General features: G+C 34.0%; 19 protein-coding genes. 7 read left to right on the top strand and 12 right to left on the bottom strand.

The window, feature by feature from the left end; genetic code table 11:
* Positions 1 to 11 precede the first annotated feature (11 nt).
* The 6 genes from BKM63_RS00585 to BKM63_RS00560 are packed head-to-tail and all read left to right on the top strand — an operon-like array spanning position 12 to position 3488.
* Positions 12 to 1352, top strand: coding sequence for a histidine kinase (locus BKM63_RS00585; protein ID WP_071634751.1), 1341 nt, complete (start codon positions 12 to 14; stop codon positions 1350 to 1352).
* 2 nt (positions 1353 to 1354) lie between these two features.
* Positions 1355 to 1657 carry a 2TM domain-containing protein gene (locus BKM63_RS00580; RefSeq protein WP_071634750.1) on the top strand — a complete coding sequence of 101 codons (303 nt, stop codon included), beginning with the start codon at positions 1355 to 1357 and terminating at the stop codon, positions 1655 to 1657.
* A 1-nt stretch (position 1658) separates the two neighbouring features.
* Entirely contained in the window at positions 1659 to 1988 is a 330-nt protein-coding gene (locus tag BKM63_RS00575) for a 2TM domain-containing protein (protein WP_071634749.1), read from the top strand.
* A gap of 2 nt (positions 1989 to 1990) precedes the next feature.
* Entirely contained in the window at positions 1991 to 2296 is a 306-nt protein-coding gene (locus BKM63_RS00570) for a 2TM domain-containing protein (RefSeq protein WP_242661071.1), read from the top strand.
* 16 nt (positions 2297 to 2312) lie between these two features.
* Positions 2313 to 2681 carry a 2TM domain-containing protein gene (locus BKM63_RS00565; protein WP_071634747.1) on the top strand — a complete coding sequence of 123 codons (369 nt, stop codon included), beginning with the start codon at positions 2313 to 2315 and terminating at the stop codon, positions 2679 to 2681.
* A gap of 39 nt (positions 2682 to 2720) precedes the next feature.
* Complete coding sequence (locus tag BKM63_RS00560) at positions 2721 to 3488, top strand: LytR/AlgR family response regulator transcription factor (RefSeq protein WP_071634746.1); 768 nt, start codon at positions 2721 to 2723, stop codon at positions 3486 to 3488.
* A gap of 257 nt (positions 3489 to 3745) precedes the next feature.
* Here the strand turns inward: BKM63_RS00560 and BKM63_RS00555 are convergent, their stop codons facing one another.
* The 3 genes from BKM63_RS00555 to BKM63_RS00545 form a co-directional block, all read right to left on the bottom strand.
* Positions 3746 to 4771 carry a COX15/CtaA family protein gene (locus BKM63_RS00555; RefSeq protein ID WP_071634745.1) on the bottom strand — a complete coding sequence of 342 codons (1026 nt, stop codon included), beginning with the start codon at positions 4769 to 4771 and terminating at the stop codon, positions 3746 to 3748.
* Positions 4768 to 5058, bottom strand: a complete 291-nt coding sequence (locus BKM63_RS00550; protein ID WP_071634744.1) for a hypothetical protein — start codon at positions 5056 to 5058, stop codon at positions 4768 to 4770. The genes BKM63_RS00555 and BKM63_RS00550 overlap by 4 nt, the downstream gene beginning before the upstream one ends.
* Before the next feature lie 62 nt (positions 5059 to 5120).
* Positions 5121 to 6551: a CCA tRNA nucleotidyltransferase gene (locus BKM63_RS00545; RefSeq protein ID WP_071634743.1), complete on the bottom strand. Its 1431-nt coding sequence runs from the start codon at positions 6549 to 6551 to the stop codon at positions 5121 to 5123.
* A 416-nt stretch (positions 6552 to 6967) separates the two neighbouring features.
* Here BKM63_RS00545 and yaaA point away from each other — a divergent pair, with 416 nt between their 5' ends.
* The gene (gene yaaA / locus BKM63_RS00540) at positions 6968 to 7726 is read left to right on the top strand and encodes a peroxide stress protein YaaA (RefSeq protein WP_071634742.1); all 759 of its coding nucleotides are present in this window, start codon (positions 6968 to 6970) and stop codon (positions 7724 to 7726) included.
* A gap of 282 nt (positions 7727 to 8008) precedes the next feature.
* Here the strand turns inward: yaaA and BKM63_RS00535 are convergent, their stop codons facing one another.
* From BKM63_RS00535 to BKM63_RS00495, 9 genes are all read right to left on the bottom strand, one after another.
* Positions 8009 to 9598 carry an MDR family MFS transporter gene (locus tag BKM63_RS00535; RefSeq protein WP_071634741.1) on the bottom strand — a complete coding sequence of 530 codons (1590 nt, stop codon included), beginning with the start codon at positions 9596 to 9598 and terminating at the stop codon, positions 8009 to 8011.
* Positions 9599 to 9602: 4 nt separating this feature from the next.
* Entirely contained in the window at positions 9603 to 10682 is a 1080-nt protein-coding gene (locus BKM63_RS00530; RefSeq protein ID WP_071634740.1) for an HlyD family secretion protein, read from the bottom strand.
* Positions 10683 to 10694: 12 nt separating this feature from the next.
* Entirely contained in the window at positions 10695 to 12014 is a 1320-nt protein-coding gene (locus BKM63_RS00525) for a TolC family protein (RefSeq protein ID WP_071634739.1), read from the bottom strand.
* Positions 12004 to 12633: a TetR/AcrR family transcriptional regulator gene (locus BKM63_RS00520; RefSeq protein ID WP_071634738.1), complete on the bottom strand. Its 630-nt coding sequence runs from the start codon at positions 12631 to 12633 to the stop codon at positions 12004 to 12006. Before BKM63_RS00520 ends, BKM63_RS00525 begins: the two co-directional genes overlap by 11 nt.
* Positions 12634 to 12805: 172 nt before the next feature.
* Entirely contained in the window at positions 12806 to 13567 is a 762-nt protein-coding gene (gene trpA / locus BKM63_RS00515; RefSeq protein ID WP_071634737.1) for a tryptophan synthase subunit alpha, read from the bottom strand.
* A gap of 237 nt (positions 13568 to 13804) precedes the next feature.
* Positions 13805 to 14542 carry a carbon-nitrogen hydrolase family protein gene (locus BKM63_RS00510; RefSeq protein WP_071634736.1) on the bottom strand — a complete coding sequence of 246 codons (738 nt, stop codon included), beginning with the start codon at positions 14540 to 14542 and terminating at the stop codon, positions 13805 to 13807.
* Positions 14543 to 14560: 18 nt separating this feature from the next.
* Entirely contained in the window at positions 14561 to 14878 is a 318-nt protein-coding gene (locus tag BKM63_RS00505) for a gamma-glutamylcyclotransferase family protein (RefSeq protein ID WP_071635051.1), read from the bottom strand.
* Between the two features lie 123 nt (positions 14879 to 15001).
* A complete protein-coding gene (gene trpB / locus BKM63_RS00500) occupies positions 15002 to 16183 on the bottom strand; it encodes a tryptophan synthase subunit beta (protein WP_071634735.1) in 1182 nt (393 codons plus the stop codon).
* Between the two features lie 12 nt (positions 16184 to 16195).
* Positions 16196 to 16828: a phosphoribosylanthranilate isomerase gene (locus BKM63_RS00495; RefSeq protein ID WP_071635050.1), complete on the bottom strand. Its 633-nt coding sequence runs from the start codon at positions 16826 to 16828 to the stop codon at positions 16196 to 16198.
* Between the last annotated feature and the right edge of the window lie 4 nt (positions 16829 to 16832).

Below are 16832 nucleotides of genomic sequence, written 5' to 3'. Positions count from 1 at the left end.
TAAAAAAAAGAATGACCTTAAAACCAAATCTATTAAAAGCGCTTTTAATTGGCGGAGTAGTTTTCGTATTCTCCTTTTTAATTCGTTTTGCTTCATTTGGAACTGCAATTTTTACCAAAGACCTGTACATCTACTTTTTGTATTGCATGTTGTACAGCGTAGTTTTATACGTCGTAAATGCATCTCTATTTGTGTTCTTAGACAAGGTTTTTAAAGGAGAAAACAGATTTTCTGCCAAAAGAATTTTCATAGGATTTGTTAGTTCGTTTTTTATTTCACTCTTTATAATTTTTATACTGCGGATTTTCACCCAGGTAGTGATAGAAAGACGTCCTATTTTAAGTTTTTTGGCCAATGAAGATCCGGCAAATTATATAGAATCCTCGGTTATTACTTTTATTGTACTGCTTGTTTTTCACGCTTTACACTTTTATAAATTATATCAGGAAAATAAAGTTATACAGCAAAAGATTATTGCGGGAACGGCAAGTGCCAAGTTCGAGAGTTTAAAAAATCAAATTGACCCGCATTTTCTTTTTAACAGCTTAAATGTTCTTAGTTCCTTAATCGAAGAAAATCCGGATAATGCGCAGCGATTTACTACTTCTTTGTCTAAAATTTACAGATATGTTTTAGAACAAAAAGACAAAGAACTGGTTTCTGTTGAAGATGAATTATCATTCGCAAAAACCTATATGAACCTGCTGAAAATGCGTTTTGAAAACAGCTTGTTTTACGAACTGCCCACAACAAACATAAATCCGGATGCAAAAGTGGTACCGCTTTCCTTACAGCTTTTACTGGAAAATACAGTAAAACATAATGTTGTAAGCGAGCAAAAACCATTGCATATTCGAATTTTTATTGAAAAAGATTATTTGGTAATACAAAATGATCTTCAGAAAAAAGAAGTACTGCAAGACAGACAAGGAGTTGGACTGCAGAATATTGTAAATCGTTACGGAATTATAACCGACAGAAAAGTGTTGATTAATCAAGATGAGAAAAACTTTTCGGTTAAGATTCCAATTTTAACAAAACAAATTACTGTTATGGAAATAGGTGCTGAATATAATGACGAAGCTAAAGCTTATTACAGAGCCAAAAAAAGAGTTGAAGAGTTAAAAGGTTTTTACGGAAATGTAATTTCATATTGCTGTGTAATTCCTTGTTTAGTATTTATCAATTTACAATTCTCGCCGGGATTTCAATGGTTTTGGTTTTCGGCTTTAGGCTGGGGATTTGGAGTAGCAATGCATGCTTTTAAAGTTTTTGGTTACAGCTCTGATTGGGAAGAAAGAAAAATCAGAGAAATTTTAGAGAAAGAAAACAATCAAAAAACCTGGAAATAATTATGGAAAAGAATTATGTGGAAGGAGAACGATATTATCATGCTCAAAAAAGAGTAAAGGAGATTAAAGCTTTTTATGAACATTTAACTGTCTATATTTTAGTAAATCCTATTGTAATCGTGGTAAACATTATGACTTCACCTGGATATTTGTGGTTTATATGGTGCCTGATGGGATGGGGAATGGCGATAGTTTTACATGGATTAAAAGTTTTTAGTTTACCGCCTTTTTTTAATGAGAAATGGGAGGAAAGAAAAATCAGGGAAATTTTAGAAAAAGAAAACAGTCAAAAAACTTGGGAATAATATGGAAACAAATTCTACTAATAGCCCCGAAGAATATGAATTACAGCAATTGGCAAGTAAAAAAGTGGTTAAGCTGAAATCATTTTATAAACATACGTTTCTTTACATCATTGCTTTAACTCTTTATATTTTAAAAGAATATACACAACTGCCTTTGCATTTCTTTCCTCTTCAATTTATAAACGAAGTTGTAATGATTATCTGGTCGGCAGTTTATATTGGTTCTGCAATTGATATGCTTGTTTCTTTCAAAATTTTTGGAAAAGAATGGGAAGAAAGAAAATTGAGAAGTATACTGGAAAAGAAAAATAAAACACAAAAATGGGAGTAATCATGGAAATGAAATTTAATGAAGAGGATAAATACTTTTTGGCAAAAAAGAAAGTAGAAAGTATTAAAGGATTTTATGGAAATCTGGTCGCTTATATTTTAGTAAATGCAATTTTGATTTTCATTAACTTATATACTTCACCAAAATATTTATGGTTTTTCTGGCCTTTAATGTGGTGGGGAATAGGAGTTGTTATTCACGGATTAAAGGTTTTTGATGTATTTCCAGTTCTGGGAAAAGACTGGGAAGAAAGAAAAATCAAAGAATTCATGGAGAAAGAAAAGGAGAATAAAAATAAATGGAAGTAATTTAATAAAAGCTGCTATGGGACGTTTTAGAAGACGCATGTACGACGAATATGCTCACGAATTTAGTACAGATGAGAGTTACAATATAGCCTACAAAAAGGTAAAAAGAATAAGAGGTTTTTATTCGCACTTGAAGATTTATATCATAGTAAATGTTATTATTATCATATCGAGTTTAAATAGAATTTATGTTGGAAATCATTTTGAAATAAGAGGATTCCAGAATTGGGAAATCTACTCAACGGCATTTTTCTGGGGAATAGGTTTAGCAGGTCATGCATTATCTGTTTTTGGTCGTGATCTTTTCTTTAGCGCTGAATGGGAGCAAAAGAAAATCCAAAAATATATGGAGAAAGAAGCCGCAAATACAAATAAATGGGAGTAACTTTGAATTAATATTTTTTCAAATTTTGCATTATAGTAAATGATCACATTAATTATAGAAGACGAAAAACCAGCCGCAAGATTGCTGCAAAGAAAACTTGAAAAGCTAGATGTTAGAGTAGAAACGATGCTTCATTCGGTTGAAGAATCGATTCAATGGTTTTCAAATAATCAACATCCTGATTTAATTTTTCTGGACATTCAATTATCAGATGGCTTGTCGTTTGAAATTTTTGAAAAAATAGATATCAAAAGCGCTATTATTTTTACAACAGCATACGACGAATATGCGCTCAAAGCTTTTAAACTCAATAGTATTGATTATCTTTTAAAACCAATTGATGAAGATGATCTGGAAACAGCAGTTTCAAAATTCAAATCCCGTTTACCAAAAGCATCTTCTGAGACTTCAAACATACAGCTTGATTTTGAACAGATTCGCCAAATGTTGTCTAATCCGTTTGAGAAAACGTATAAAAAGAGATTTACGGTTAAAATTGGTCAGCATTTAAAAGTGATTAATACAGAGGAAATTGAATGTTTTTTTAGTGAAAATAAAGGAACTTATCTTCATACGTACGACAATCGAAATTACCTGTTCGATTCGACCTTAGAAATCCTGGAGCAAGAATTAGACAAAAAGGATTTTTTTCGCGTAAGCAGAAAATTTATTGTCCCGCTTCAGGCAATTAAAGAAATTCAGGTGTATACTAATTCACGTTTAAAAGTAATCTTACCAACTTACAAAGAAGATGAGGTTATTGTAAGTCGTGAAAAAGTGCAGGATTTTAAAACCTGGCTCGGATAAAATGATTTTTAAAATGAATTTGACTTTGACGGATTGAAATCCGTCTCTATAATATTGACCGTTCGGGAACTTTTATGATCTATGATTGTCATTTTATCAGAATTTTTTAAATTATTCCAATAAAGAGCCAGAGGCTCGATTTATATTGGCCGGATTTCAATCCGGATAACGATACGTAGATTTTCAAACGAAATTAACCAAACACATAAAATAAAAAATAGCCGAAATTTTCGGCTATTTTTTATTTTATTCAAACATTATTTACTCAATCGATGCAATGTAAAGGTCATGGCGCTCAAAAGGAAAAACGCCATAATCTGGTGAATTAATCCTAAAGCCAAAGGCACGCTGTACAATAAGGTAAAAACGCCAAGTAAGAATTGTATAAAAACAAAAACGACCAAAGTATTGATTCCGTTTGCCTGCGTTCTCGTAAGTGAATATTTTTTACTTTTAAAGTAAAGGAAAAGAATAATTGCTACGACAACATAAGCAAAAGTTCTGTGCACAAACTGAACACCGCTTTTTCCTTCGATTAAATTTTTCACTAAACTGGATTGTTCTATAAAAACCGATTCGTGAATGAATTCTCCGTCGCTCATTAAAGGCCAGTGATTGTGAATTAATCCGGCATTTAATCCGGCAACAAATCCGCCATAGATAATTTGAATTAACAAAGCAACTAAAGCATATCTTGCGATTTTACGAAGCGGTAATATCTTATTGATGTTTCTTTCCGGATAAATCAAATCTAATGCAACCCAAAGTGTATAAGCAAAAGTTATAAAAGCAAAAGTTAAGTGTAATGAAAGTCTAAAGTGGCTAACATCCGGATTATCTATTAAACCGCTTCTAACCATAAACCATCCCAAGAATCCTTGAAAAGCTCCCATTGCCAAAAGCACGATACATTTTTTTATCGTATCTGTATCCAGTTTCTTTTTTATCAAAAAGTAAACAAATGGTACAAAGAAAACCAGTCCAATAATACGACCGATGAAACGGTGAAACCATTCCCAGAAATAAATGAATTTATAATCTGAAAGTTGAAAATCGTTGTGAATATTGATTTTTTGGTACTCAGGAAATTTTTTATACTCATCAAATGCTGCCTGCCATTTTGCATCTGTCAAAGGCGGAAATGTGTCGGTTACCAAATGCCAGTCGGTCATTGATAAACCTGAATTAGTTAAACGCGTGATGCCTCCTACGACCACCATTAAAAACAATAAAACACAGCCTGATAGTAACCAAATGATTACTGATTTATTCTCTTTTTTCATTCTTTTCCAATTAATTCTATTTCGTTTATTCGTTTGATTTTCTTTAAGTAAAGTTTTGCCAGAAAATAATTGGCTGCAATATTTGATGGAAGTATCACAGAAAGTTTTCCAATTCTTTCGGCATACGTATCGTTGATTTCTAAATTTAAAACTCCTATAAGAATAGAAGATTCAAAAATAAAAAACAAAATAAAAACCATCGCAATAGCAATTATACAGCTAAAGAAAAATATGATTTTAAGTTTAAAATGGCTGCCGTCTGAGTTTTTTATTTTTTTTGAAAACATAATATTTGATAGTATGAATACCAATAAAAGTAAAACGAGAAAGACAGCACCCAATCCGTCCATTATTTTTTAAGCGTTAAATTTAACTTTGCAGCCCTTTTAATCACAAAATCGTACGCTGCCTGATATTCATTCGGGATATCACCTTCTAAAATAGCTTCTTTTACCGCTTCTTTTAAAACTCCAATTTCGCGAGAAGGTTTTAAATCGAACATTTCCATAATTTCTTCACCGGAAATTGGCGGCTGGAAATTACGTACATGATCTCTTTCTTCAACTTCAACAATTTTCTTGCGGACAACCTCAAAATTCTTATGATATTTCTTGAATTTCGACGGATTTTTGGTTGTAATATCAGCTTCGCACAATGTCATTAAATCTTCTACATCTTCGCCGGCATCAAAAACCAAACGACGAACCGCACTGTCGGTTACAATATCCTGTGCCAAAACAATCGGACGCGAACTCATGATAACCATTTTCTGCACAAATTTCATTTTGTGATTTAATGGCATGTGTAAACGTTCGAATATCTTTTTGGCCATTTTCCCGCCCAAAAACTCATGTCCGTGAAAAGTCCAGCCTTGTTTTTTGCTGAAACGCTTTGTTGGTGCTTTTCCAATATCATGTAACAAAGCTGCCCAGCGTAACCAGACATCGTCTGTGTTTGGGCAAATATTATCGACAACTTCCAGCGTATGATAAAAGTTGTTTTTATGCGTATGACCTTCAATTTCTTCCACCTGATTCAACGCCGTTAATTCAGGTAATATTAAATCTAAAAGTCCGGTTTGGTATAAAAGTAAAAATCCGGTTGAAGGTTTAGGCGTAGAAAGAATTTTGTTTAATTCGTCTACAATTCTTTCACCCGAAATAATTTTGATACGATCTGCATTTTTTGTGATTGCTTCTAATGAATTTTTTTCAATATCAAAATTTAACTGGGTTGCAAAGCGAATGGCGCGAAGCATACGCAGTGGATCATCAGAATAGGTAATGTCCGGATCTAAAGGAGTTTTGATAATTTTATTCTCTAAATCTAACAATCCGTTAAAAGGATCCAGAAGATCGCCAAAATTATTTTTGTTTAAAGATAAAGCCAAAGCATTGATCGTAAAATCGCGTCGGTTTTGGTCATCCTGAAGTGTTCCGTTTTCCACAATAGGATTTCGGCTGTCGAAATTATAAGATTCTTTTCGGGCGCCAACAAATTCAATATCGGTATCTTCAAAACGAAGCATTGCTGTTCCGTAAGTTTTAAAAACCTGAACTTTTGGTTTGTTTGGAAGTAAATCCGAAACTTTAAGTGCTAATTCGATACCGCTTCCAACTGCTACAACGTCGATATCTTTTTTAGAACCTCGATTTAAAAGTAAATCACGAACGAAACCTCCTATCACATATGAATCGACTTTTAATTCTTGAGAAGCTTTCGAAATGATATCGAAGATTTTGTTTTCTAAAGCAGTTTTGTAATTTGTTTGTATAGCCACGAATTCACTAATTTTTAAGTAAAAATGCAATTTATATTTTAATAGAAATAGTTTCTGTTAAATAGAATAAAATGCATGCAAATTTACAACATAGAAAATGCCTATTATAATCTACAGCTCACTTTTTTGAACAATTTCACATTTAAGATGTCGATTTTTATGAAAATTGAAAAAGGTTTGACACGAATAACACAAATTGCCACGAATTTATTTTTTCTGCCACAGATACAGGATTTCAAGGATTAAAAAAATCTGTGAAAATCTTTAATATATAGCAAAGAATCGAAAGAATCTGGGTGAAAGAATAATTCGTGAAGATTCGTGGCAGAAAACTATGCAACAATAAAACAAATCAATTGCAAACGATAATTTTTAAAAATTCAATTTGTATTTTTGAATCATAGAAAAAAGCACACATGAAAATTGTTATATCGCCGGCGAAATCACTGAATTTCGAGAAAGAATTACCTACTGCAAAACATACCGAACCTTCATTTTTAAAAGAAGCGAGAGTAGTTCATAAAGTAGTAAAACAAAAAAAGCCTTCTGAATTATCCGAATTAATGTCAATCTCAGATAAATTAGCAGATTTAAACTGGAAACGTAATCAGGATTGGAAAACACCTTTTACCCCAGAAAACGCACGCCCGGCAGTTTATACTTTTGATGGCGACGTTTATACAGGTTTAGACGCTTACACTATTCCTTTGGAAAAATTAGATGTTCTTCAGGATAAATTGAGAATTTTATCAGGGCTTTATGGTCTTTTGAAGCCTCTTGATTTAATGCAGGCATATCGTTTAGAAATGGGAACCAAAATGCCGGTTGGTGAATACAAAAATCTGCACGAATTCTGGAAACCAACGGTTACAAAAGCGCTAAATAAAGAACTGAAAAAAGAGGAGTTATTCGTGAATTTAGCGAGTAATGAATATTTTTCTGCAGTTGATGTAAAAGCTTTAAAAGTACCTGTAATTACGCCTGATTTTAAAGATTACAAAGATGGAAAATTAAAAATGATCAGTTTCTTTGCCAAGAAGGCGAGGGGGATGATGGTTCGTTATATAATTGATACCAATGCAGAAACGATTGACGATTTAAAAGGTTTCAATTATGATGGATATGCTTTTGATGCCAATCTTTCAAAAGGAAATCATTTGGTTTTTACTCGTTAGGGCTTAGTATAGGGACAAAGGTGCAAAGGTGCAAAGGTTCAGAGATTTTTTCTAAAGGTTCTGAGTTACTAAGACGCTAAGATTCTTAGGCTTTAACCGCGAAGAGCGCTAAGACAAACGCAAAGTTCGCAAAGTTTTTATGACAAAGCTTTGCGAACTTTGCGTTTTATCACATCCTGGGAATAAAATCTTTGCGAACTTTGCGGTTAAATAAAATAAAAAATAAACGCCGAATTCTAAATGATGAATTCGGCGTTTCTGCGTATTATAAAATTATTATTATTAATGCATTGCGTCGGCTGCACTAATTTTGTTCTTCCCTTTTTTGATAAAGAGAATAATCGGTATGCAACATAAAAACATGATTCCAAGATACATGAAAATATCCATATAAGCCATTACTGTACTTTGTTTCATGACTGAACCTTCTATTGCCTGATACGCTTTTTTCAAAGCAACATCTGCACTATATCCTTTTGCCATAAAAGCGTGCTGCATTCCTGCAATTCGCTGCTGCACTTCAAATTTGGCAGGATCTAGATTATTAATTAAATCTACTCTGTGTGACTGGCTGAAACGTGTGATGAACGTGGTAATAATAGCAATACCAAAAGATCCGCCTAACTGACGCATCATTCCCGTAAATGCTGCTCCTTCACCAATTTGTTTTCCTTTTAAAGTAGAAAGAGAAAGTGTTGTGATAGGAACGAAAAGCAATCCTAAACCAATTCCTCTCAAAATTAAAGGCCAGTACATATGCTCAACTCCAGTATCAGGTGTCATACGGCTGTACATCATAAAGGTAAAGAAGAAGAAAACCAAAAATCCTACTCCAACCATATAACCTTGAGGAACACCTTTCTGAATCATATTACCCACAAAAGGCATCATAAGTGCTGTTGTAATAGATCCTGGAATCAATAATAATCCGGCATCCGTTGCGGTCCATCCTAAAATTGACTGCGTATAAATTGGGATAATTAAAGTGGAACCATACAAACCAAAACCAAGGATGAAACACATAACGGTTCCAATTCTTAGATTTCCATCTTTTAAAACACTTAAGTTTACAATTGGATGTTTGTACGTAAGCTCTCTCCAAATAAAAAGAACCAATCCTAAAACAGTCACAACACTTAATGTTACGATTGTCGAATCGTTAAACCAGTCGTCCTGTTGTCCGTGTTCTAGTACGAATTGTAAAGATCCAATGAAGGCGCTCAACAAAATAATTCCCCACCAGTCAACCTGATTTGCTTTTAGTTTTTCTCCGTATTTCGGACTTCTAACGAAAGTTAAAGCCAGAATAGTTGCGATAATCCCTAATGGAATATTGATGTAAAAGATATAAGGCCAGGAATAATTATCTACTAAATATCCTCCTAAAGGCGGACCAAGAGTTGGACCTACAATTACACCCATTCCGTAAATAGCCTGTGCCATACCACGTTTTGCCACGGGATAGCTTTCGGTAATAATCGTTTGGGCTGTTACAAGTAACGCTCCACCACCCATACCTTGTACGAATCGGAAGGCTACAAGTTCCCAAATATTAGTCGCATTACCACATAAAAAGGAACAGACTGTAAATATTATGATAGAAGCCACAAAATAATTACGTCTTCCAAATTGCTGTGATAACCAGCTTGTCATCGGAATTACAATAACATTCGCAATTGCGTATGCTGTAATAACCCATGCCACATCGGTCAAGGTAGCACCAAGACTTCCGCGCATGTCTGTTAGAGCTACGTTTACAATCGTGGTATCTACAATTTCCAGCAATGCACAAAGTACTGCTGTAATGGTAATAATAACGCGTCGGTAACCGTATTCTACTAAATCGTCGTCTGCTTGTACTGCTGCTGCCATTTATTTATTTTAAATGTACATCTACATCAACATTCATTCCTGGTCTTAAAAGTTTTACTTTTTCAGGATCATTTGACTCATCTATACTAATTTTTACTGGTAATCTCTGAATTGTTTTTACGAAGTTTCCTGTTGCATTATCAGGAGGAAGCAATGAAAAACGTGATCCTGTTGCAGGAGAAAATGAAGTTACCGTACCTTTAAACTCATAGTTTGGATAAGCATCTACTTTTAAACTAACTTTTTGTCCTACCACCATTTTGTTCAATTGTGTTTCTTTAAAATTAGCTACAACCCAAGCTTCGTTGTTGTTGATGATGTAAAATAAAGATTGTCCCGGTTGTACTAATTGTCCCGGCTGAATATCAACTTTAGAAACCTGACCGTCGATAGCAGCTGTAACTACTGTATAGCTTAAGTTTAGGTGAGCAACATCTAACATTGTTTTTGCTTTTTTGATGTTTGCTGCAGCAACTTCTGTTTGTTTGTCAGAAACTTTAGATTTTGACTGAATTACCGATTTTTGGTAAGAACTTGCTCTTTGCTGCTGTTCTAAAACACGCACTTGATTTTCAGCTTCTTCTTTTGCTGTTAACGCCTGCTCATATTGTTGTTTTGTAATAGTATGAGTTTTGTACAAATTATTGTAACGGTTGTAATCGTTTGTAAGTTGTCTCAATCTAATTTTTGCACTTTCGATAGAACCGCCTGCAGATCTCATTTGTGCATCAGAAACAGAAATACTTGCGTATGCACTTCCAATGTCAGCCTTTGCAGCTTCGTATTGACCTTCGGCTCCTAATAAGGCAGCATTTGCTTCATCGATTTTTAACTGATAATCTCTTTTATCGATAGTAAATAAAGTATCTCCTTTTTTTACATAGTCATTATCTTTCACATATACTTTGCTGATATATCCTGATACTCTGGGAATAATAGGATTCATTTTTTTCTCGATTTGAGCATCATCCGTTTCTTCGTGAGCTAATGAGTGCATGTATTTTGATATTCCGTAAGTTCCGCCCACTAAAACCAAAACGGTTAGTATGATGATGAATTTTTTATTTGTCTTTTTCTTTTCCATGAGAGCTATCGATTATATTTTAGAAAGATTGAATGATTGTGATAATTGTCCTGATACTGAAAGTAATTCGTAATATTTTTGAATAATAGTTGCCTTTGATACAGCAGTATTAATTTTGGCGCTTAAGTGTTCAACATCAGCTTCAACCAAATCATTGGTATCAGCAAGACCGTTGTCGAATTTGTCTTTTACAAGTCTGTAATTTTCTGCAGCCTGCTGTAATGCTTCATTGTACACTACACTCTGATTGATCGCCAGGTCGTAATCTTCTATAGATTTTTGAACTTCAACTTTAATGCGGTCAGTCATAATAGCTTCAGTATTTTTTACTTCAAGAGCTTTACTTTCTGCTTCTTTAACGTGTGCACTGTTTTTAAGAATGCCTGATAAATCATAAGATAAACCTAGGCCAAAATTCATAGCATATTTTACTGTAATAATATCTTTAAGATCTAATGCAGTATAACCTCCAAGCAATGAAATGGTTGGATAATATCCTGCTTTTGCTATTTTTACATTAGCTTCAGAAGCTTTTTGCTGTAAACGAATAGCCTCTAAATCTTTTCTGCTTTCAAGAGCCAAAGCATCAGATGTTGGTGCATTGGTTGTTTTTAAGTTAAAGAAATCTTCTTCATTAACCTGAATTTTTACAGATGGGTCTAATTTAAGTAATGTCGTTAAATAAAAATTAATGTTATTGATATTATTGTTAGCTTCATCAATAGACAATTGCGTTTTTGAAACTAATAATTGTGCCTTCAATAAATCATTTCTCGGAATAATTCCGTTTTTCTCTAACTCAGTAAAATCAGTAACACGCTGTTTAGCACTTTTTTGATTTTCATTTAAAACATCCAGAGTTTTTTGTGCTTTGTACAAAGCAGTGTAGTAAGTAACCACTCTTAAAGCTACATCCTCTTTTGTTTTAACAGCATTAACGCTTTCAGCTTCATATAAGCTTTCAGAGGCATCAATACTATTCTGGATTTTAAATCCTGCAAAAAGCGGCAGGCTTAAATTTGCCATTCCAAACATGGCACGATCAGGAGAGGCAAGAGATGCTCCTTCACCTTGATTTGGCATGTCGATTGAAGCTTTTGTTAAACGCTGGTACTGACCAGAAATTTTTAAATCAGGATATTGGTTATTTTTAACCGTTTGCAGTTCGTATTTTTTTGAGTTTACCTTAGTATTGGCAAGCGTAACTTCGTTACTCTTTTCCCAAGCCATTTTTACGGCCTCATCTAAGGTTAAACTTGTTTTTTCTTGTGCTTCTATTGAAGATATTCCGATAAAGAAAACTCCAAAGAGCATTAATTGACTAATTTTCATAAACAAGTAGCGCTTTTATAGTTTGTTGAATGTGCTTTGTAAGACTGTTTTTAATGTAATCGTTGTATAACGTTTCTGTATTTAGATTTAAGAGTTCCTCAAAAAAGGATTTGTTCATGTGGAAATGAAAAAAAGTACCCATAATCGTTGGTGTGATTAAAGGAATAATGACATCTTTTCTGAAAATTCCTTTGGATTGGCCTTCTTTAATAATAGATTCAAGAGATTTAAGATTACCCTTTTTCAATTCTGTGAAAGCAGTAAGACTTTCTTCTCTTTTTTTTGAGGCTAGTTCGAAATGTAAAACCCTGAAAATCCCTCTATTGCAATTAATTCGATTAATATAAATTTCAACTAATTTATTTACTTTATCAAGAGGATGAAGATCTTCGTGCTGTAAACTTTCGATTTGCAGTTTTAAATCAGCTGTTTTGTAAAGAATTAAAGATTCCAGTAATTTATCTTTAGAACCAAAATAATACGAAACCATGGCAATGTTAATTTTGGCATGTTTTGAGATGTCTCGTATTGATGTACCCTCAAATCCTTTATCCGAAAAAAGCTTTTCAGCTACGGTGAGAATCTGAATTTTTTTATCGTTTAATTCGATGTTTGACATGGTATTTTTTCTAATCGGGTACAAAATTAAACACTTGTTTAATTTAAACACTTGTTTAATTTTATTTTAACATAATATTAACATAGGTAGGAATAGTTGTTTTAGGCATAAAAAAAGCTGAAACACTTAGTATTTCAGCTGTATTAGTTTGTTTTTTATTTAAAAACGATAATTAGCGAATCTCCCCAACAAACTCTTTAATTTTCCCAGAACCACTTTCGCTCAAATGTTTGATAAAAGCACTTCCAATAATAGCGCCTTTAGCATATTTAGTTGCCTGATTAAAAGTTTCTTTATTTGAAATTCCAAAACCTACAATCTGCGGATTCTTCAAATTCATATCGGAAATTCTTTCAAAATAATCTTCCTGAACGTTTCCAAAACCAGACTGAGATCCTGTAACGCTTGCAGAACTTACCATATAAATAAAGCCGTTTGAAACGCTGTCGATAAAACGAATGCGTTCGTCTGAAGTTTGAGGCGTAATCAGGAATACATTGATTAATCCGTATTTTTCGAAAATAGCTTTGTATTCATCTGCATAAACATCAACCGGAAGATCTGGAATAATTAATCCGTCGATTCCAATTTCAGCACATTTTTTACAAAAAGCTTCAACACCATATTGTAACATTGGGTTAAAATATCCCATAATAATCAACGGAATTTTTACGCTTTCGCGGATGTTTTGAAGCTGGTTAAAAAGAATTTGAGTCGTCATTCCGTTATGAAGTGCCTGTGTAGAACTTGCCTGAATCGTTGGTCCATCAGCCAAAGGATCGCTGAACGGAAGTCCAATTTCGATCAAATCGACGCCGTTTTTTTCTAAGTCCTGAATAATCTGCACGGTATCATTTAAATTAGGAAAGCCAGCAGAAAAATAGATAGAAAGAATCTTTTTATCTTCTTGTAATTTTTGAGTTATTCTGTTCATTTTAATATCTTTTATTTGCTCCTGCAAGTCCCTAAGCTTCGGGATCAAACCTTGCAGATATATTATTTAGTTTGTTTTTTTTGCCACCGATTAAACGATTTTCACGGATTAACTTTGTAAATTTTTCCCGCAGATCTAAATTGATTTATGCAGATTTGCTTTTATTTAAATCCGCTTTAATCTGCCAAATCTGCGTGAAAAAAATCTTTTTAATCTGTGCAATCTGTGGCATTTTTTTTAAATTTTGATAACTCTACTTGTCCAATTATCATTTTGATTTTCGACCAATAATAATCCGGAATCAGAATCATTCATCTGACCGACGAGTTGTCCTTTATTATTCCAAAAAGCGCTTTTTCCGCCGGAAGGATAACCCCATGATTCGCCGCCGAAATTAGCCATCAAAACATTCATTTTGTGTTTTTGAGCGTAACTTTGTAAATCGCGATACGCATTCGGAATCCCATTTGGTGAAAAGAAAATACTGGCAATGTAAATATCAGTTGCTTTTTTTTCGGCATTTTCAGCATGCTGCGGATGATCTATATCGGCACAAATTGCAAATGAAATCTTTTGATCTTCAATTGTAAGCACTGGGTTATAATTGAATGAAGATTGAAAATATTTGTCTTCTCCTTCATGCAAAAACTGCTTTGTATAAATTGAAACCGAATTATCCGGAGAAATCACAAATTCACCAATAAACAATTCCGATTCTATCTGAATAGGAGCGCCTGCAATAATTATAATGTTATTTTCGACAGCCAGTTTTTTTAAATGATCCAGTCTCGAATCGTCTTTCTTGAAAGCAAACTGCTTTGCATTTTCTCTTTCATAACCTGTGATGGACATTTCGGGAAATGCAATTAATTGCGCTTCATTTTGCACTGCCAAATGGATAAGACTATAATGGTCTGCTAAATTAGCCTCAATATTTCCCCTTGCTGGTTTTGTTTGTGCCGCGGCTAAAATCATTTTGGTTATTGTTTACAATTAATTTTCCATATAAATCCAGGCTTCAATTCCGGATTTTAATGTAACGCGTACTCTTTTATATGAATTTGATTCGAATACATCTACTTTTGCCAAATCTGTATTTGAAATGGTAAAAACAACACCATAAATAGTGTCTGAAAGGTCATCGCTTGGGACAACTACAACGTAATCTGCCATCCCAAATTCTTCCTCAATCTGCAGGCTTTTTAGTTTATGGCCAAGAAGCTGATCCGGGGTTCCTGTCAATAGTTTATTGAAAAGACGCATTTGAATTTCTTTTGATCGTAATGTTCCGTATGAAAATAACTGTTCCATAATTATTGTTTTTTTCTCATTGTTTGCTGCGTTAGTGCTGGTAAACTGCATCCTTTTTCTTTTTTTTAAAGGAAAAGATTTAGGAGTGAGTCTTCCTTGCGAACGCCCAAATTACGATTTTTATTACAATTTAAAATAATCTATATAATTGTCTAAATCTTTATCTCCCCGGCCAGAAAGGCTGATAACTACAATATCTGTAGGTTTAAATTTCTTTTGATCTAAAACTGCAAATGCATGTGCGCTCTCGATTGCCGGGATAATTCCTTCTAATTTAGTAAGCTGTAAACCTGCATTCATAGCATCATCATCGGTAACAGAGAAGAATTCGCCGCGGCCGGTTTGTGCCAAATGTGCGTGCAAAGGCCCGACTCCCGGATAATCTAATCCGGCAGAAATAGAATAAGGTTCAGTAATTTGTCCGTCTGGAGTTTGCATCAAAAGCGTTTTACAACCGTGAATAACGCCTACTTTTCCTAATTTACTGGTTGCAGCGCTATGACCGCTGTCTACACCTTTTCCGGCTGCTTCAACAGCAATAATTCCCACTTCAGGTTCGTGAAGAAAGTGGTAATATGTTCCTGCTGCGTTGCTTCCTCCCCCAATGCAGGCCACAACATAATCAGGGTTTTGACGACCTTCTTTTTCTTTTAACTGCCATTTTATTTCTTCTGAAATAATGCTTTGAAAACGCGTCACCATATCCGGATAAGGATGAGGTCCAATTGCCGATCCGATAATATAATGTGTGTCAACCGGATTGTTGATCCAGTCTCTAATTGCTTCGTTAGTTGCATCTTTTAAAGTTCTTGAACCCGAAAGTGCCGGACGAACTTCTGCACCTAACATTTTCATACGAGCCACGTTTGGTGCCTGACGTGCAATGTCGATTTCACCCATGTATACAATACACTCAATTCCCATTAAAGCACAGACCGTTGCTGTTGCTACGCCGTGCTGACCCGCTCCGGTTTCGGCAATAATTCTTTTTTTACCCAAACGTTTTGCTAATAAAATCTGCCCAATTGTATTGTTGACTTTATGCGCTCCTGTATGGTTTAAATCTTCTCTTTTTAAGTAGACTTTTGTATTGTATTTTTCAGATAAACGTTTTGCAAAATACAGTGGACTAGGGCGTCCCACATAATCTTTAAGCAATTGGTTGAACTCAGCCTTAAAATCTGGTTCATCCATTATGCTAAGGTATTTTTGACGTAATTCTTCTACATTTGGATAAAGCATTTCTGGAATGTAAGCTCCTCCAAATTCTCCGTAATATCCTTTTTCGTTGACGTTAAAACTCATTTTGTTTAAATTTTAAAAGTTGGCAACATCAAATTTTCGTTTGAAATTGCTAAATAGATTTTTGTTTTTAAGCCCTGGTTCAATTTCAAATTTACTATTTACATCCACAGCATAAATAGGTAAACTGCTTTTTGAAATTTCTTCTATGGCTTTTAATTCATTTATTCCGATGCCGCCACTCAAAAAGAATGGTTTAGCAGAATTGTATTTTTTCAATATTGTCCAGTCAAAAGTTGTTCCGTTGCCACCCGGTAATTTTCCTTTGGTATCAAATAAGAAATAATCACAAACCGGTTCGAAAGGTTTTATGACTTCAAAATCAAAATTTTCATCAGCCGAAAAAACTTTAATAATTTCGATTTTTTGAGGCAGTTGTTTTTTTAGTTCTGATAAAAATTCAACAGATTCATTTCCGTGTAACTGAACAGCTTGTAAATTGTATTGTGCGACTTTTTCTAAAATTTCTTCCTGACTTTGATTGACAAAAACACCCACTTTTTTGATGGTTTTGATCAGCTCCGGAATAGTTCCGTTAAAATATCGTGCGGATTTTTCCCAGAAAATAAATCCCATATAATCGGGTAGGAGCGCTCCTACTTCGAGAATGTTTTCGGGATATTTCATGCCGCATATTTTGAGTTTCATTTTT

Source organism: Flavobacterium johnsoniae (genome assembly GCF_001879205.1).
In the GTDB taxonomy this organism is placed as follows: domain Bacteria; phylum Bacteroidota; class Bacteroidia; order Flavobacteriales; family Flavobacteriaceae; genus Flavobacterium; species Flavobacterium johnsoniae_A.
The sequence above is the reverse complement of the archived record's forward strand: the minus strand, read 5'-3'. Positions and strand labels throughout refer to the sequence as shown.

What these genes read in the sequence shown, in the direction of transcription:
- BKM63_RS00585 (WP_071634751.1), top strand. Translation starts at nt 12, where the DNA reads ATGACCTTAAAACCAAATCTATTAAAAGCGCTTTTAATTGGCGGAGTA.
- BKM63_RS00580 (WP_071634750.1), top strand. Translation starts at nt 1,355, where the DNA reads ATGGAAAAGAATTATGTGGAAGGAGAACGATATTATCATGCTCAAAAA.
- BKM63_RS00575 (WP_071634749.1), top strand. Translation starts at nt 1,659, where the DNA reads ATGGAAACAAATTCTACTAATAGCCCCGAAGAATATGAATTACAGCAA.
- BKM63_RS00570 (WP_242661071.1), top strand. Translation starts at nt 1,991, where the DNA reads ATGGAAATGAAATTTAATGAAGAGGATAAATACTTTTTGGCAAAAAAG.
- BKM63_RS00565 (WP_071634747.1), top strand. Translation starts at nt 2,313, where the DNA reads ATGGGACGTTTTAGAAGACGCATGTACGACGAATATGCTCACGAATTT.
- BKM63_RS00560 (WP_071634746.1), top strand. Translation starts at nt 2,721, where the DNA reads ATGATCACATTAATTATAGAAGACGAAAAACCAGCCGCAAGATTGCTG.
- BKM63_RS00555 (WP_071634745.1), bottom strand. Translation starts at nt 4,771, where the DNA reads ATGAAAAAAGAGAATAAATCAGTAATCATTTGGTTACTATCAGGCTGT.
- BKM63_RS00550 (WP_071634744.1), bottom strand. Translation starts at nt 5,058, where the DNA reads ATGTTTTCAAAAAAAATAAAAAACTCAGACGGCAGCCATTTTAAACTT.
- yaaA (WP_071634742.1), top strand. Translation starts at nt 6,968, where the DNA reads ATGAAAATTGTTATATCGCCGGCGAAATCACTGAATTTCGAGAAAGAA.
- BKM63_RS00535 (WP_071634741.1), bottom strand. Translation starts at nt 9,598, where the DNA reads ATGGCAGCAGCAGTACAAGCAGACGACGATTTAGTAGAATACGGTTAC.
- BKM63_RS00530 (WP_071634740.1), bottom strand. Translation starts at nt 10,682, where the DNA reads ATGGAAAAGAAAAAGACAAATAAAAAATTCATCATCATACTAACCGTT.
- BKM63_RS00525 (WP_071634739.1), bottom strand. Translation starts at nt 12,014, where the DNA reads ATGAAAATTAGTCAATTAATGCTCTTTGGAGTTTTCTTTATCGGAATA.
- BKM63_RS00520 (WP_071634738.1), bottom strand. Translation starts at nt 12,633, where the DNA reads ATGTCAAACATCGAATTAAACGATAAAAAAATTCAGATTCTCACCGTA.
- trpA (WP_071634737.1), bottom strand. Translation starts at nt 13,567, where the DNA reads ATGAACAGAATAACTCAAAAATTACAAGAAGATAAAAAGATTCTTTCT.
- BKM63_RS00510 (WP_071634736.1), bottom strand. Translation starts at nt 14,542, where the DNA reads ATGATTTTAGCCGCGGCACAAACAAAACCAGCAAGGGGAAATATTGAG.
- BKM63_RS00505 (WP_071635051.1), bottom strand. Translation starts at nt 14,878, where the DNA reads ATGGAACAGTTATTTTCATACGGAACATTACGATCAAAAGAAATTCAA.
- trpB (WP_071634735.1), bottom strand. Translation starts at nt 16,183, where the DNA reads ATGAGTTTTAACGTCAACGAAAAAGGATATTACGGAGAATTTGGAGGA.
- BKM63_RS00495 (WP_071635050.1), bottom strand. Translation starts at nt 16,828, where the DNA reads ATGAAACTCAAAATATGCGGCATGAAATATCCCGAAAACATTCTCGAA.